This is a genomic window from Cyanothece sp. BG0011 (genome assembly GCF_003013815.1).
GTDB lineage: Bacteria > Cyanobacteriota > Cyanobacteriia > Cyanobacteriales > Microcystaceae > Crocosphaera.
Genome location: NZ_PRLH01000206.1, coordinates 1 through 16134, shown reverse-complemented (window position 1 = coordinate 16134; position 16134 = coordinate 1). Strand labels below are relative to the sequence as shown.

The 16134-nt window shown below is 36.7% G+C and carries 11 protein-coding genes and 2 pseudogenes; 8 read left to right on the top strand and 5 right to left on the bottom strand.

What is annotated here, in order from left to right; genetic code table 11:
* Positions 1–478 precede the first annotated feature (478 nt).
* Both C4E06_RS29145 and C4E06_RS26460 read right to left on the bottom strand, forming a co-directional pair.
* Positions 479–4048 (bottom strand): tetratricopeptide repeat protein, encoded by a 3570-nt coding sequence (locus C4E06_RS29145; RefSeq protein ID WP_232826391.1) that lies wholly within the window; start codon positions 4046–4048, stop codon positions 479–481.
* A 234-nt stretch (positions 4049–4282) separates the two neighbouring features.
* Complete coding sequence (locus C4E06_RS26460; protein ID WP_107671318.1) at positions 4283–6583, bottom strand: DUF3488 and DUF4129 domain-containing transglutaminase family protein; 2301 nt, start codon at positions 6581–6583, stop codon at positions 4283–4285.
* Between the two features lie 224 nt (positions 6584–6807).
* On the opposite strand from C4E06_RS26460, the pseudogene C4E06_RS26455 reads away from it, so the two are divergent.
* Positions 6808–7559: pseudogene (locus C4E06_RS26455) on the top strand (Uma2 family endonuclease).
* 33 nt (positions 7560–7592) lie between these two features.
* On the opposite strand, the gene C4E06_RS26450 reads toward C4E06_RS26455, so the two are convergent.
* On the bottom strand, positions 7593–8042 hold the full coding sequence (locus tag C4E06_RS26450) for an HNH endonuclease (protein ID WP_107671317.1): 450 nt from the start codon (positions 8040–8042) through the stop codon (positions 7593–7595).
* Between the two features lie 12 nt (positions 8043–8054).
* Positions 8055–8312, bottom strand: coding sequence for a hypothetical protein (locus tag C4E06_RS26445; protein WP_107671316.1), 258 nt, complete (start codon positions 8310–8312; stop codon positions 8055–8057).
* 301 nt (positions 8313–8613) lie between these two features.
* Here C4E06_RS26445 and C4E06_RS26440 point away from each other — a divergent pair, with 301 nt between their 5' ends.
* The 3 genes from C4E06_RS26440 (at position 8614) to C4E06_RS26430 (ending at position 12284) form a co-directional block, all read left to right on the top strand.
* The gene (locus C4E06_RS26440) at positions 8614–9714 is read left to right on the top strand and encodes a TRAP transporter substrate-binding protein (protein WP_107671315.1); all 1101 of its coding nucleotides are present in this window, start codon (positions 8614–8616) and stop codon (positions 9712–9714) included.
* Positions 9715–9756: 42 nt separating this feature from the next.
* Positions 9757–10518 carry a DUF6816 family protein gene (locus tag C4E06_RS26435; protein WP_107671314.1) on the top strand — a complete coding sequence of 254 codons (762 nt, stop codon included), beginning with the start codon at positions 9757–9759 and terminating at the stop codon, positions 10516–10518.
* 95 nt (positions 10519–10613) lie between these two features.
* A complete protein-coding gene (locus C4E06_RS26430) occupies positions 10614–12284 on the top strand; it encodes an alpha-glucosidase (RefSeq protein WP_107671313.1) in 1671 nt (556 codons plus the stop codon).
* Positions 12285–12361: 77 nt separating this feature from the next.
* Here C4E06_RS26430 and C4E06_RS26425 read toward each other — a convergent pair whose 3' ends face one another.
* Complete coding sequence (locus C4E06_RS26425) at positions 12362–12547, bottom strand: PCP reductase family protein (protein WP_107671312.1); 186 nt, start codon at positions 12545–12547, stop codon at positions 12362–12364.
* Between the two features lie 113 nt (positions 12548–12660).
* On the opposite strand from C4E06_RS26425, the gene C4E06_RS26420 reads away from it, so the two are divergent.
* The 4 genes and pseudogenes from C4E06_RS26420 to C4E06_RS26405 all read left to right on the top strand — a co-directional run.
* Entirely contained in the window at positions 12661–14121 is a 1461-nt protein-coding gene (locus C4E06_RS26420) for an ATP-dependent DNA helicase RecQ (RefSeq protein ID WP_107671311.1), read from the top strand.
* Between the two features lie 221 nt (positions 14122–14342).
* On the top strand, positions 14343–15161 hold the full coding sequence (gene sppA, locus C4E06_RS26415) for a signal peptide peptidase SppA (RefSeq protein ID WP_107671310.1): 819 nt from the start codon (positions 14343–14345) through the stop codon (positions 15159–15161).
* Positions 15162–15204: 43 nt separating this feature from the next.
* Positions 15205–15645, top strand: a complete 441-nt coding sequence (gene aroH / locus C4E06_RS26410) for a chorismate mutase (protein ID WP_107671309.1) — start codon at positions 15205–15207, stop codon at positions 15643–15645.
* Between the two features lie 236 nt (positions 15646–15881).
* Positions 15882–16134, top strand: a pseudogene (locus C4E06_RS26405) (ParA family protein); the annotation flags it as partial.

The following is a 16134-nucleotide window of genomic DNA, read 5'->3' as shown; positions in this document are numbered from 1 at the left end:
TTTTTAATACAGTTATCAGTTATCAGTTATCAGTTATCAGTTACATTCTCTTGACCGCTTATAATCGGTAGATTAGGGAATCAAAACATAAAGAATAAACTGTCATTGCGAAGAGGCAAAACTTTTACTGTGGCTTAATTTAATACTTAACTTTGCCTCTGAAGCAATCTTTAAATCTAAGGGAAAAATATAGATTGCTTCGGGGGATAATAATAATAAATCAGGTTATAGTTTTGTTTCAACCCCTCGCAATGACTATCAAAACATCAGTTGATCTTATCTCAACAATTCCTTAAACTCTTCATCCTCCCGAATATTATCAAAATATGTATCTGTTTTTGCCATTTTTTTATATTTACTATCAAGATTAATGGCTGTTTGTAAATTCTTTATAGCTAATTGTATGTTATTTCGTAAGGCATAGTAGCAAGCTTTGGTAAAGTAAGTAATAGCGTCATCTGGTTTAATTTCTAAAGCTTTATCGTAGGAAGCGAGTGATCACCTCTTTTAACCTTTTTAAGTTAAATAAGTCTACTAATCGTTGATACAAAACTTCTTGATAATAATCAGGTTTCAATTCTTGTCCTTTTTTAAAGGAAGACATCGCCTCTTTGAATCTTCCTAAGTTACGTAATGCTATCCCTCGATTATACCAAGCGATATGATAATCTGGTTTAAATTCTAATGCTTTCTCAAAGGAGGCGAAGGCTTGTTCATATTGCTTTAGTTTATCACATAAAATTGCACCCCTAGCATTCCAAACATAAACATCATCTGGTTTAAATTCTAATGCTTTATCATAGGATACGATAGCATCTTCAAACCGTCTTAACTTATCTAAAGCTATCCCTCGGTTATCCCAAGCGTAAACATAATCAGGTTTCAATTCTAATGCTTTGTCGTAGGAAGCAATTGCCTCATCAAACCTCTTTAAATTAGCTAAAGCTAACCCTCGATTATACCAAACGGAAACATAATCAGGGTTTAATTCTAATACTTTATCGTAGGAAGCGATCGCCTCATCAAATCTCTTTAAATTACCTAAAGCTAATCCTCGATTATACCAAGCGTAAACATGATCAGGGTTCAATTCTAATGCTTTATCGTAGGAAGCAATCGCTTCATCGAACCGTTCTAAGTTACCTAATGCTATCCCTCGATTATAGCAAGCTACATCTAAATCAGGTTTCAACTCTAAAGCTTTGTCATAAGAAGCGATCGCCTCATCAAATCTCTTTAAATTACCTAAAGCTAACCCTCGATTATACCAAGCGTAAACATAATCAGGGTTCAATTCTAAAGCTTTGTCATAAGAAGCGATCGCCTCATCAAACTTTGCTAAGTTATACAAAGTATTGCCCCGGTAATTCCAAGCGGAAACATGATCAGGGTTCAATTCTAATACTTTATCGTAGGAAGCAATTGCCTCATCAAACCTCTTTAAATTAGCTAAAGCTAACCCTCGATTATACCAAACGGAAACATAATCAGGGTTTAATTCTAATACTTTATCGTAGGAAGCGATCGCCTCATCAAATCTCTTTAAATTACCTAAAGCTAATCCTCGATTATACCAAGCGTAAACATGATCAGGGTTCAATTCTAATGCTTTATCGTAGGAAGCAATCGCTTCATCGAACCGTTCTAAGTTACCTAATGCTATCCCTCGATTATAGCAAGCTACATCTAAATCAGGTTTTAACTCTAAAGCTTTGTCATAAGAAGCGATCGCCTCATCAAATCTCTTTAAATTACCTAAAGCTAACCCTCGATTATACCAAGCGTAAACATAATCAGAGTTCAATTCTAAAGCTTTATCATAAGAAGCGATCGCCTCATTAAACCTTTTTAAATTAGATAAAGCTGCCCCTTGATAATGCCAAGCTTCATGATAATCTGGTTTAAAACTAACAGCTATTTGAAAACAGTCAACTGCTTGCTGATAAGCTTGTAATTTATAAAAATTATTGCCTAAATCCCATAAAAACAAATCACAACTAAAGTCAGGATCATCTTTTGTAACAATCATTTCTGATTCGATTTTAGCTTGTTGTAAATAACTAAGTTGTTGAGATGGATAACAGCGTTTTGATTTATATAATAATGCAGAAATCTTAGATATTCCTGTCAACTCATTAAGATAGATAGTAATCATTTTATCGATATTTGATTTTTGTCCAACAATCTCTTGATAATCCTCATAACTTGAGGTACTTTTTTCTAACAACCAGTATAGTAGCAACATTTCTGGTATGATTTCTTGCTGAAATTCTATTAGAGGATAAATTAACATCTGACGAAAACAAATAATCAAGGTTTGAAAAATATTAGATTTTTGCTCAAGAGCCTCTTCAAAATACTTATTATCTAGAGAGTATCCTTTAAATACGAAATAAATTACGAAAAATATAAGTGTGATTTCTTGTAAAAACTCTTTTAAAGGATAAATTAATATTTTAGTTTCATCATTATAAATATCGACTTCATCAATAATTTGTTCTACTGTACTTTGAACTATTTCATCCTGTCTAAAATAACATGACATGAATAAATAAGAGATTAATTCACTTTTACTGTTCGCTGTTCCTGCATATAATTGATGATAAAGAAATTCGCTGGTATCGTCTCGCCAATGGGGATTATTATATTGTTGTGCAGGAGAACTATTAAAAAAAAGTTCCTTGTTTCTTCTATTTTTAAAATAATCTGCTAATTGTTGATGGGTTTGTCTAAATTCTGGTTCATCTTCTCGCCAAAATTCCTGTTTAAACACATCTCTTGCTACATCATCTAAGCGATATTTTCCGTTAATATATTCTACAAAATCTCGTTTAACTAACCATTGATAACAATTGAGTTTTTCATCTACTGCTGTATTAAAATCTAAATTTTCTTGTTGATCAATTAAATATTTTATCAATGTTTTATCGAACCAGCGACAACAAGAAGCCATAGAAATAACTTGTTTTTGTGTATTATTTAAACCTTGCAGTAATACACTGAAAAGATCTTGATTGAGTTGGGTAAAATCAATAGTTTCTCCTCTCTTTATTCTTTCTCTAATTTTATCTAAATAATAAGGTAAACCTTTAGTTATTTTAAAGATTTGTTCAATGGTTGACTTATCTCTGATATCAATTTGTTGTAAATAAGTGGTGGTTTGGGGTTCATTAAATCTTTCCAAAGAACGATCATAAATGAGTTGGGTATCTTGTTGTAATTTTCGCCATGATTCAGTTTTTAAAATATTATTTCTTCCTGCAATAATCACATAAATATTACTATCAGTAAATTTAGCATTACCAATTAAATATTTCCACACCCAAGCATCAATATCAGGGGAAACTTTTTCATAGGTATCTAAAACTAAAATAACAGGTTTTTTACGCTGTTGACAGGACTCTAGAAACGCATTAGTTAATTTCGGTAAGGGTTCCAGCATCAACTCTTTTAATTCTCGTTTATCTTTCGTCTTTTTATGTTGTTGTAATAACTGTCTTACCCTATCAGCTTCCGATAAAATTATTCCTCCAACATCAACAGCAGTTTCGGCTGTTTTTTTAACAACGGTTTCAGGAACCGCGGCCGTTGCCGGATTAGATTTAGCCAATGCGCTTGCACCCTCACTAATTAACCGTTTAACTAAATTTTGCTGTTCAGAATCAACCTCTTTTTTACCTTCACTGGGAGTTTTTTCTAACTCATTAATGGTGTCCCAATATTTTTGATACAGTTCTTTGAACGGGTCATTAGAAAACAACTTATTAGATAAAAATGTGTTATTAGGTAACTGTTCATATAACACATTTATCAATTTAATACTGTTATCAATATCGGCAGTTCTTCCAAAAGAAACGATAGTAAAATCAGCAATATTGTTATAATCTTCTGCTATTTTTTTAGTTAACGTCGTCTTGCCAACTCCACCAATACCCCACACTTGAAAAACATAATATTTCGAGTTGGTTTCACTGTTATTTAATTGTTCAATAAGCGTCGTTTCCAACGCTTCGGCCTCTTCACGGGAGATATAGGGAAAATTGAACATTTTACTGTTGGAAGTTTAGGGTTGCTACGAATCATAAAAACGATCTACTTTTACGGATAACGTTATCCGTCAAGCAATGGTGGGTTAAGATTGATGTTCATATCCTCGTTATCACCTAAATTATAACGGTCTAACCCATCTTCCTGTAACACTGTAGGGGCTTAATAATATTAAGCCCCTACTAACAGTATGTATCAAAAAATGTAGGGTAGGCAGTGCATCGGCTTACAAAGTTTAATTTTTGCCCTTTAAACTCTTCACCAACCTTTGATATTGCTGTTTCAAATAGTTAACATTTTGGTCTTTTCCTCCGTATCGCCAACTCATATAAGCATGGGAAATTTCGTCAATAATCTCTGCTTGTTCGTCGGGATGTTGTTGATAGGATACTTCAACATATTCTAAGGGAGTTTGGGCGTAATGTTTGGGATAACCTTTTGCTTTGAGACTCCTTAACATTTCCTCGTATAATTGCACCATGGGCGGTAATTTAGCCAAGCGACGATAATAACTGAGTTTCCTTAGTTTTCCCCAAGCTAACCAACCGAATAACCCTAAAGTAACGGCTAATAACAGTCCCACTAAGGTTCCGATTAACCCACTAGAAATAAATCGCCATAACCATCCTAAAAATCTAATAAACCCAACAATTATTTTAGTCCAAATAAAGGCAAAAAAGTTAGCCACAGGAGAAGGCAACCAACCAGCGATCCAATTCCAAAATTGTTTTAAAACGCTAAAAGTTTGGTCTTCTTCTAAAGAGGGTGGAAATAAATCATGACCGGGAATGGGATCAAAAGCATACCATCCAAAATAAGGGAAATAAACCTCTGTTAACGCATAAGCATCAGTATTTTTAACCACATAAAAACCCGTTAAAGGATTGAATTTTCCTGGTGCAAAGCCAACCGTTAATCTAGCAGGAATACCTACCGAACGCAACATAATGGTTAACGCAGTAGAAAAATGATCAGCAATACCCCCTTCATATTTAAACAAGAAAGATTCAACTAAGTCTTCACTGTCGTCAAAAAAGGGTAATTCTTCTTGAATGGTATATTTTTGTTTGACTGCTTGAGTTAAAAATAATACGACCTCATAAGGTGAATTAAATGATTTATTGTTTAACAATTCCAGGGTTTTGTTACGTACTTTTTCTTCAATTTCTGGGGGAACATTGAGATAAGTTTCTTTGATTTTATCAGAATAGTCAGGAGGTGATTTTTGTAATTTTGTGCGATCGCGATAAGGAACTTCTGACACAACAGTATAGGTTAATCCTTCTACTAAACCCACAGGCGATCGCAGATTATCGAGATCATCAACTCCAATTTCTTGCGCTGGAAAATAGAGGTGTTTGGGTTGAGAGAGAGACGGGACAATATTAGGTAAATCAGCAACTGCTGTGTAACTTTGAATTACTTTTTTAGTCTTCATTGCTGTGTTGGGAAAGTGCAAGAAAAATTTATAAGACCAGCGATCACGTCTAATTGTCTCAAAATCTTCTTCATTGGTAATTTCCCATCCTTGCCCGGTATAATGATCAAAAGATAAAGCTTTCCAAAATCCAGGAGATTGCGATCGCACTCTCATGACAATTTTCGGTTTCATTTCTCCCCGTAAGTTTTGATTTATCTTAGTATTAAATCCGTAATATTGACTATCATCAACTTGTCCTTTTCCTTGAGAAGAATTATTACTTTGACCCTGTCCACCTTCTCCTTGATCATTATTATTATAGCCAGGGTTAATAATCCCTTTATTTTGTCCACTAAATTTTTGACTGTCTGCATCTAAAGGACTATCAACTGGAAAGGTTTGTAGTTGATACCCTGGAAACCTTGGCATTAAAGTAAAAATGGTTAAACCAAATACTAAGGTAATGGCAATTAATACAGTAATGCTTTTAAAAGAAATGGGAGAATAGTTAACGGTTTTTCGAGAGGTTTTACGAGATTTGAACAGTCTTTTAAAATCGTGATCAACTGCTTCTAACCCTAAACGCGATCGATAATCTAACACTAACGTAGGAATAGCTATAATTAAAAATAATAATAGCCAAGGGGCAAAAGCAACGGTCTGGGAAATGGTTCCAGCTACTCCTAATAAAATCAGACCAATTACCATTGAATAGCCTAAATCTTTGCGTCTAGGTAAATCAAAACTATGTAAAACTTGTAATTGAACTAATAATTCTGCCAAAACTAAACGACTATCATTAAGATTTTGGGTTAAACGAACTAAAAAGAAAGAAAGTACCGTTAACATCGCCATTGCTAAGAAAAATTTTAGGGTAATATTGTTATGTTTGCGACGATACCAACTCCAAACACCCCCGATAATACTTAAAGGAATGGCCCAGAAACTCATCTGGGTTCCGGCTGCAATATCAGTGGCAATAATTCCCACAATGACTAAACATTGCACTAAAATCCGAAAGATGGCAGACTCTTCTGTTTTTAGAGGAGATGCAGATTTAATTTGTTGCTGGAATTTTTGAACTAAGGATAATGGTTTTCTAGAAGTGTTTGTCATACAAAAAGCAACGTCAAATGTTGCAAAAGGTTTATAGTGTGTAACAAACTAAATGTTGATTAATAGCTTGCTATTATAAGAGTTCCCAATAATTCAACTTTTATTAACGTCACTTTAGAGTTAATACAATATTTTCGATTTTCTGATCATTGATAACTGGTAATGGGTCACTGATTAATTTAACTGTGTTATCATAAGCTTATCTATGCTAAGGGGTTAAACATATGACAACCCTAAATCTCTCATCTGATATTATTTGTCCTCCTACAGATTTATGGAGTGATGAACCTCCCTTGAAAAGTGATCTTCATCTACAACAAATTATTCTCCTTTTAAGCTGTCTAGAGAGTTTTTGGTCAGATAGAAATGATTACTATGCAACGGGTAATCTGACGATTTATTATAATACTGAACAACTGAAAAAACGAGATTTTTGTGGCCCTGATTTTTTTGTGGTTTTAAACACCGAAAAACGACCCCGTAAAAGTTGGGTTGTCTGGGGAGAAAATGGTCAATATCCTCATGTCATTGTAGAAATATTATCAGATTCTACGGCAAAAGTTGACCGAACCAAGAAAAAAGAACTCTATCAAAATATCTTTCGTACCCCTAATTATTTTTGGTTTGATCCTGTTAGTTTAGAGTTTCAAGGGTTTAGGTTATCTCAAGGAAAATATGAACCAATTCAAGCTAATGAAAACGGTTATTTATGGAGTGATCAATTAGAGTTATATTTAGGAATTCATGAAGGAAAGTTACGTTATTTTACTTCTGAAGAAGAATTAGTTTTAACCCCTCAAGAAAAGGTAATAATCTAGAAAAGACTCAATTATTAGCGTTTTTTCGTCTTCAAGAATTAGGTTTAAGTGTAGGACAGATAGCAGATGCTTTGAGTTTATCCGTCGAACAAGTTAGGATTATTTTATCAAAAAATCCCCCTGACTCAACTAATGAAATCAGTCAGGAAAAAGTGTAAATTACCATATAAAATAAACTGAGATGCGTCTATTTATTCTTGTTGTATAGGATCTTCTGGAGGAGGATGTCTATTAATTTCTAAATCAGCTTTCCGAATATTAATTACTCGACTTCGATTAAAGTCTAAAGTGTTAACGGTTGCTTTTCCTTTCGGAGTTAATCCTATAATATAAAGTTTGTCTTTTGACCAAATAAAATGTTCTTTCCAGTTATCTTTACGAGGATTAAATAAGGATATTTCCTTATTTGTTTCGGAATCTATAACCGCTATTTTATTAGATTTTTTCCGATTGCAATGAAAACAAGCTAAGGCCAGATTTTCTCGGTTATTTCCTCCCCCTTGATTTAGGGGAATAATATGATCTATCGTAAATTTGACATATTGCCATTTTTCGGAAGTGTGACAATACTCGCATAAATAGTTAGCTTTCTGTCTGATTTGTTCTTTTATTTCTGGGGATAAATAACGGTTAGCTGACACAAATTTTTGGATTTATTGAAGGTAAAAATTTCGGATGGTACGATTCACTAAGCTAAGATAATCGTCTAAGTCTTCATAATTATTTAGTTCTTGTTCTTCTTCTTCATTTAATACGGTATCTTTTTGTTTTCTGAGTAAGTCTTCTATACGATTTTGAACTTTTTGCGATGCTCCAAAGATCGGAATTCCTTCAACTAATTCTAGACTAATTGCTTCGTCTTTGGGAAAGGAAGGAGGTAGATTATCAAGTTTTAAAGGGGTAATAGTCATCTCAGTTCTTAATTTTTGAGTTTATCCATTGAGCAAGTCAGGATTATGTTATCACAATAATCTCCTGACTCAAGTAATTAACTAGGTTAGGGAACAGTTTAAAATAAAAATTAATGGTTTATAGTTTACGTTTTAAGCTGACACCTATGCTAAAAATTCCTAAACTAAAAAATCCTAATTAGGAAGCAACTAAAGTACCAGTATTAGGTATAGATGTTATATTAATGACCATTAACCCTTCTGCTGAGTGCCTCTATAATCTGCTATTTTGATACATGACCTAAAATTTCTCATGTAAACCATGAAACGTCGCCACTTTCTCACGAATGCTACACTAGGGGCAACTACGGCCACTGTTCTCGGTTCTTGTCAAAGCCAGTCCGTAGAAGGAAACGGGGCCGGTTCGAGTTTACCCACCCTTCGCTGGAAAATGCAAACCAGTTGGCCTAAGTCCCTAGATACCATTTTTGGTGGGGCCCAGACGGTTTGCGATCGCGTTAAAGCCATGTCCGGCGGAAAATTTACCATCACCCCCTATGCTGCCGGTGAGATCGTACCAGGGTTAGAAGTGTTAGACGCAGTGCAACAGGGAACCGTCGAATGTGGACACTCTCCCAGTTACTATTATGTGGGAAAAAATCCGGCCTTAGGCTTCGGAACCGCCATGCCTTTCGGGTTAACGGCCCAACAACAAAACGCTTGGTTTTATCATGGGGGTGGCCTGGAAACCATGCACAAACTCTATGCGGATTTTAACGTGATCAACTTTCCGGCAGGGAATACCGGGGCCCAGATGGGAGGATGGTTTAAACGGCAGGTCAACTCCGTTAATGACCTCAAAGGCTTAAAAATGCGCATTCCTGGCTTAGGAGGGGAGGTAATGAGTCGCTTAGGGGTCAATGTGCAGGTGTTGCCTGGGGGTGAGGTGTTTCTGGCCTTAGATACCGGGGCCATTGATGCAGCCGAATGGGTGGGCCCTTATGATGATGAAAAATTAGGCTTAAATAAAGCAGCGAATTATTACTATTATCCAGGTTGGTGGGAACCAGGGGCAACCTTAGACTTACAAATTAATAAAAATGCCTGGGATCAATTACCCCAAGAATATCAAGCTATTTTGCAAACAGCAGCCATGGAAGCTAACTTAAATATGTTAAGTCAATATGATGCTCAAAATCGAATTGCTTTGCAATCTTTAATTCAAGGAGGGACTCAATTAATTCCTTATTCTGATGAAATTTTAACCGCAGCCCAAACCGTTGCTTTTGATTTATACGAAGAAAACGCCAGTAAAGATGCCACGTTTAAAGAAGTGTATGAAGGTTGGAATAAATTTCGACAAGAAATTATTCAATGGAATAAAATTAATGAACTCAGTTATACTCAGTTTGTCTTTAAATAAAAATACTGGTTACTGGCCACTGATAACCGTTCACTGAATAAAATGAAATTTTTTGTAATTTTACTCCTCAATTTATTCTTGATTCTTACCTTTCCTCAAAATAGCCAAGCTGGAGAGATAACCGATAGATTAGCTACTTATCCTAACTGGAAGGGGAAACCGAATATTAGTCAAGCAGCGACCGATTTAATCTATCCTGAATGGATGGCAGGAACTTGGACAGCAACCAGTATCTTAAGGGAACAAAAAGCCCCCCTAGCCCCAAAAATTGTGACTCCAGGCTTTAGAAAAAACAAAAAATATTTAAATCAACCTTTTACCTTTCAAGTCCGGTTTAAACCGCAAAACCTAGGAAATTTCAATCTCCTTTCTCTCCCCTCATTATCCCCTCAAAACAAGCCCATTGTTGCCGATCGCCCTTTCAATGGAGCCAATATTGCTAAAGCCTATCTAGGAGAGAATCAAGTGCTTTCGGTTAAAGTTTCTCCTGATAATCCCAATCGTCAAATTACCTTTTTAGCTGACAATAATCAACTCATTTCTACCGTAACCGGCCGCGGTCAAGAAACTCCTAATCCTCAAGAATTTTTAACCACAGAAATCACCCAACAACTCTTTCAAAGACCCTTGAGCATTTATCTGAATGAAGTAGAAACCACCACAGATTATCAATTAATTAATCCCCATAAAGTAACCGCCAAACAAGTCACCGCTATTTATTTATCCCCCGAAGATCCTGACTATTTTAAAGCCATTAATCGTCCCGTAGCCCTCTACGAATACGAATTAATTTTAGAAAAATAATTAACAATTAAGTATTGTTCAGGGATAAAAAATTTTTCAGGGGTCACTCTTTGTTAGTAAAATTATGATATTGGTTCTAGGAGTTACTCTAGTTTATGGTAAGCGTACAACCAGAATATCCTTGGTGGTATGGATGCGTCATTTACGAAATTTATATTCGCAGTTTTTATGACAGTAATGGAGACGGAATCGGTGATTTGAGGGGGATTATTGACAAATTAGACTATTTAGCCTCTTTACCCATCGATGCTATCTGGATCACCCCATTTTTCCAATCTCCCATGGAAGATTTCGGCTATGATGTTTCTGATTTTTATGCAGTCGATCCCCGTTTCGGAAATATAGAGGATTTTGAAGCCTTGATCGACGAAGCCCACGCCCGTAACTTAAAAGTTATCATTGACCAAGTGTGGAGTCATACGGCCAGTATTCATCCTTGGTTTATCGAAAGTTCTTCAAGCCGAGATAACCCGAAAGCGGATTGGTATGTATGGTCAGACGGCAAAAACGGCAAAAAACCCAATGATTGGCTGTCTATTTTCGGGGGAACTGCCTGGAAATGGCACCCCGATCGCAAACAATTCTATTTTCACAACTTCCTCGAAACTCAGCCGGATCTCAATTGGCATAACCCCGATGTGGTGCGAGAAATCATGAAAGTGGGTGAATTTTGGCTAGAAAGAGGTGTGGATGGCTTCCGTTTAGATGCGTGTAATTATTATATGCACGACCAGAATTTAGTGGATAACCCCCGACGGACCGAAGGAATGCCAGAACTTGAAGGGGTATCTCCTATGAATCCCTATGCACAGTATATTCATTTGCATAATATGGATCAGGTGGAAAATATTCGCTCTCTGCGACGGATTCGCAAAACCCTGGAAAAATATCCCGGTACCATGTCCATGGGAGAAATTGTGGTGACTAGCGATCCCATGCGTCAAACGGTAGAATATATTCGCGGCGATCGCCGATTACACACCGCTTATAATTGTTCGCTGTTAGTCAATAAGAAACTAACGCCGAGATTAGTGGCTGATTTGATCGAAGATTTATCCTTGCATCTCGAAGCCGATGAACGGGAAATGATCTGTCTAACCACCAGTAATCATGATTTTCCTCGCGCTAAGTCACGCTGGGCCCCTGATGATCCTTCTTTAACCCCCTATCTTGAAAGATTGCTCATCGCTTTATTGCCCAGTTTACGGGGATTGGTTTGTTTTTACCAAGGAGAAGAATTAGGCTTAACTGAAAGCTCTATTTCCCTTGAGAAAATGAAAGATCCTTACGGCATTTATTTCTATCCCTATTTTTCGGGAAGAGATGGTTGTCGGACTCCCATCCCTTGGGAACCGGATCAAACTAATTTTGGCTTTAGTGAAAGCGATGAGCCTTGGTTAGGTATTGATGAGAGTTTTGAATCCTTGTGTGTGGCTAAACAAGAACCTGATCCTGACTCTTTACTGAATTTCTTCCGTTGGTTTGTTAAATGGCGTAACCGACAACCGGCATTAAAATATGGGGCGATCGAATTAGTAGAAGCGAGTGACGATATCCTCGCGTTTCTGCGTCGCACCCCTTTACAAGAGTTACTCTGTGTCTTTAACCTTAGCGAACACAATCGCTCGTATTTTGTGTCTTTCCGTTACGGTAAACCCATTATTAGTTCTGAAAGTCACGACTTTCCTACGACTAACTTGGGCAATGGTCAAAGAATGATTGAAATGGGTCCTTTTGCCTTTGCCTTTTTTGAACGGGAATCTTAACCGTTTTTGAAGCAGTTATCAGTTAATCTTCTCTCAGTTTTTAGTCGTAACTGGTAACTGCTCACTGCTCAGGGAGCTTATTGTCCAAATTCTAAGCGTGCTTGTTCTACCATTTCGACGGTAACCTCTTCTGAGTCGGCGGCTCTGGCTAATTCTTCGATTCTTTGACGGGCTTGAGTTCTGACAAAAAAGGGAATATTTTTCAGCTTTTTTTGTGCTTCTTGAGTCCAACGGGGACTATCTTCAAAGTTTAGTTGACTCATGGTTTTTGTCAATATTAGTTAATCCTTGTTAATCCAATACCATTATATCATTATCAAAGTGAGTAACGCTATAATTTTTTCTCAATGAAAGCCTAATTTTTAAGTCAATCATTATGAATCTAAAAGATGAACAATGGATTAATATTTATCAAGCTTTAGAAAAAATATGGGGTTATCAAGAATTTAGACCCCCACAAAAAGAAGTGATTAACTGTTTATTACAAGGAAAAGATGCTTTAATTATCATGCCAACAGGAGGGGGTAAATCCATCTGTTTTCAACTGCCGGCCTTGCTTAAAAAAGGGCTAACTATTGTTATTTCTCCTTTAGTTGCCTTAATGGAAAATCAAGTTAATGAATTAAAATATAAACAATTATCCGTAGAATTATTACATAATGAAATACCGAGACAGCAACGCCAAAAAACCTTAGATAAAATCAATAAACAACAAATTAAATTACTCTATGTTTCCCCAGAAACTTTATTGAGTCCTCCTGTTTGGCAGTTATTAATTCAACCTCATATTAAGATTAATGGACTCATATTAGATGAAGCTCATTGTCTTGTTCAATGGGGGGAAACCTTTCGCCCTACCTATAGCCGTTTAGGCGCCATTAGAGAGGTTTTATTAAAGCAGAAACCAGCTAATCATAAAATAGCGATCGCAGCCTTTACAGCTACAGCAGACCGAAAATCACAAGCCATTATCAAAGATAGTTTACAGTTAAAAGATCCACAAATTTTTGCCATTAGTCCCTATCGAAAAAATCTTAACTTAAAGATAAAAATTGCTTGGACTCCTCGCTGTCGTCATCATCAACTTTTAAACTTTATTAAACAGCAACAAAAATCCAGTGGTTTAGTCTATATTCGTTCTCGGAAAGACAGTGAACAATTAAGTCAATGGTTACAAAAATTGAATTATAAAGTAACAGCTTATCATGCTGGCTTAACTCCAAGGGAAAGACGAGAAATTGAAAAAAAATGGTTAGAAAATGAATTACAATTGGTGGTTTGTACTTCAGCCTTTGGCCTAGGGATTAATAAACCAGATGTTCGTTGGATTGTCCATTATCAAGTTCCTTTTTTATTATCAGAATATTTACAAGAAATTGGACGAGGGGGAAGGGATGGAAAATTAGCCAACACCCTCACCTTAATGAGTGAACCAACAGGATGGCTTGATCCCAGTCATCAACAAAGAAATCAATATTTCTTGCAACAATTACAGAAAAATTATCAACAAGTCAAACATTATTTTAAACAAATCCCCAAACAAGGAAATATAATCGAGATTAAACAGGAGATCCCGAAAATTGAAATCATTTTATCCTTATTGTATCGGTGGAACAAATTAACATGGATAGACCCGTTTAATTATGAGTTAACCTCCGATTTATCATCTTTAACAATGAATCAAATTATAAAAATAGCGCAACAAGAATCACAACAAATGAAACAATATTTAATGACTCGTGGTTGTCGTTGGCAATATCTATTAAACGCTTTCGGATTTATCAAAGAAGCAAAAAACTTTCACTGTGGACATTGTGATCATTGCCGAAAAAAATAGATCACTCCCCACTGTGAACCCAAGACTGCTCGGTTAACAGAAAGTTGTTGGTTAAGGCTGCAAGGGAGTGGGGAGCAGGGAGTGGGGGAGAAAACCCTAGTCCCCCTGCTTTCTCAGAAGAAAACCATTGATTCTTATCCAAGCAGTATTGACTGTGAACCCCGAAGCCCCTCAAGACTTGTTACAATATGCCTCATCTCCATTATGTTTGACGTTAATCTATGATTTGGCCATTTAAACCTAGACCCAGTAAACAAATAGCCCGGATTGAAATCACAGGGGCGATCGCTTCAGAAACTCGTAAATATGTTCTCGATGCCTTAGAAACCGTTAAAGAAAAGAAATTTCCGGCCTTATTATTACGCATCGATTCTCCTGGGGGAACCGTGGGAGACTCCCAAGAAATTTATGAAGCCTTGAAACGATTACAAGAAAAGGTCAAAATTGTCGCTAGTTTTGGCAATATTTCCGCTTCCGGTGGGGTTTACATTGGCATGGGGGCCCAACACATTATGGCCAACCCTGGAACCATTACCGGCAGTATTGGGGTGATTTTACGAGGTAATAATTTAGAACGATTATTAGAGAAAGTTGGGGTCTCTTTTAAAGTGATTAAATCGGGCCCTTATAAAGATATTTTGGCCTTTGATCGCGAATTAACCGAAGCCGAACAAAATATCTTACAAGAGATGATCGATACCAGTTATCAACAATTTGTCACCACAGTTGCCCAAGGAAGAAACTTAGATGTGGATAAGGTGAAAACCTTCGCCGATGGTCGCATTTTTACCGGACAACAGGCCCTAGAATTAGGAGTCGTGGACCGTTTAGGGACAGAAGAAGATGCCCGGCGTTGGGCTGCTGAATTAGCAGGATTAAACCCCGATAAAGCCCGATGTTATGACATCGAAGAACCCAAGTCCTTATTAAATCGGGTGTTGTCTCGTAATCAAAGTAAGTCAAAATTGAAAACATCAATGGACTGGCTAGAATTTGAATTAAAAACCAACGGCCAACCGTTGTGGTTATATCGTCCTTAAAATACGTTAAACCAAACAGAAAAATGGCTCTAGGGGTGAGACAATGGGAGTGCAACTAACGAACACCGAACATTGTTGGAGGGACGCGATCGTGGAGTGGAAAGTCAGGGGAATTCGAGGGGCAACCACCGTGACAGAAAATAGCCAAGAAGCCATAAAAGAAGCCGTTAGCGAGTTATTAGATGTCATTGAAAACCAAAATCAACTCAATGCTGAAGATATTGTCAGCGTCACCTTTACCGCCACTGAAGACCTCGATGCTATCTTTCCGGCTGCGATCGCCCGTCAACGCCCCCACTGGCAAGATGTTCCTCTTTTAGATGTTCAGCAAATGTCTGTCAAGGGGAGCCTAAAACGCTGTATAAGGGTTCTCATCCACGTTAATACCCCAAAACCTCAACAAGAAATTTCTCACGCCTATTTGCGCGGTGCCTCTAATCTTCGTCCAGATTGGCGTTTAACCTACACCAGCCATTCATTGTAAAACTCATATCTTGCATCTTCGATAAAGTTAGCTAGTTTAGGGAGGCAAAAGGCAATAGGCAATAGGCAATAGGCAATAGGCAATAGTGTTTTATTTTGATGCTCACTATCATTGGCACATTCTGATGATTTTCAGTTTATTTGTAAAGCGTGCAAGATGTCAGTAAAAGCAATCAATAAGACAAAACCAACCATTAATTAATACAGTAAAGTAAACAGAAATGAAGGATTAAATCAATGGCATTAGTAATTAGTACCGTCAATATGAAAGGGGGTGTGGGAAAGACCACATTAACTGTCAATTTAGCCACTTGTTTAGCCAAAAATCACGGGAAAACGAGTGTTAGTGCTGGATTTGGATGCCCAAATTAGTGCTACCCTGAGTTTAATGTCTCCCCATGAATTCGCCCAAACTCGAAAAAAACGCCGGACCCTCAGTTATTTACTAGATAATATTATTCAACCTAATCCCTATAGTAAACTCGATATT

Bases quoted from the DNA above. Each gene is read 5' to 3' on its own strand.
- C4E06_RS29145 (WP_232826391.1), bottom strand. From the start codon at position 4,048: ATGTTCAATTTTCCCTATATCTCCCGTGAAGAGGCCGAAGCGTTGGAA.
- C4E06_RS26460 (WP_107671318.1), bottom strand. From the start codon at position 6,583: ATGACAAACACTTCTAGAAAACCATTATCCTTAGTTCAAAAATTCCAG.
- C4E06_RS26445 (WP_107671316.1), bottom strand. From the start codon at position 8,312: ATGACTATTACCCCTTTAAAACTTGATAATCTACCTCCTTCCTTTCCC.
- C4E06_RS26440 (WP_107671315.1), top strand. From the start codon at position 8,614: ATGAAACGTCGCCACTTTCTCACGAATGCTACACTAGGGGCAACTACG.
- C4E06_RS26435 (WP_107671314.1), top strand. From the start codon at position 9,757: ATGAAATTTTTTGTAATTTTACTCCTCAATTTATTCTTGATTCTTACC.
- C4E06_RS26430 (WP_107671313.1), top strand. From the start codon at position 10,614: ATGGTAAGCGTACAACCAGAATATCCTTGGTGGTATGGATGCGTCATT.
- C4E06_RS26425 (WP_107671312.1), bottom strand. From the start codon at position 12,547: ATGAGTCAACTAAACTTTGAAGATAGTCCCCGTTGGACTCAAGAAGCA.
- C4E06_RS26420 (WP_107671311.1), top strand. From the start codon at position 12,661: ATGAATCTAAAAGATGAACAATGGATTAATATTTATCAAGCTTTAGAA.
- sppA (WP_107671310.1), top strand. From the start codon at position 14,343: ATGATTTGGCCATTTAAACCTAGACCCAGTAAACAAATAGCCCGGATT.
- aroH (WP_107671309.1), top strand. From the start codon at position 15,205: ATGGGAGTGCAACTAACGAACACCGAACATTGTTGGAGGGACGCGATC.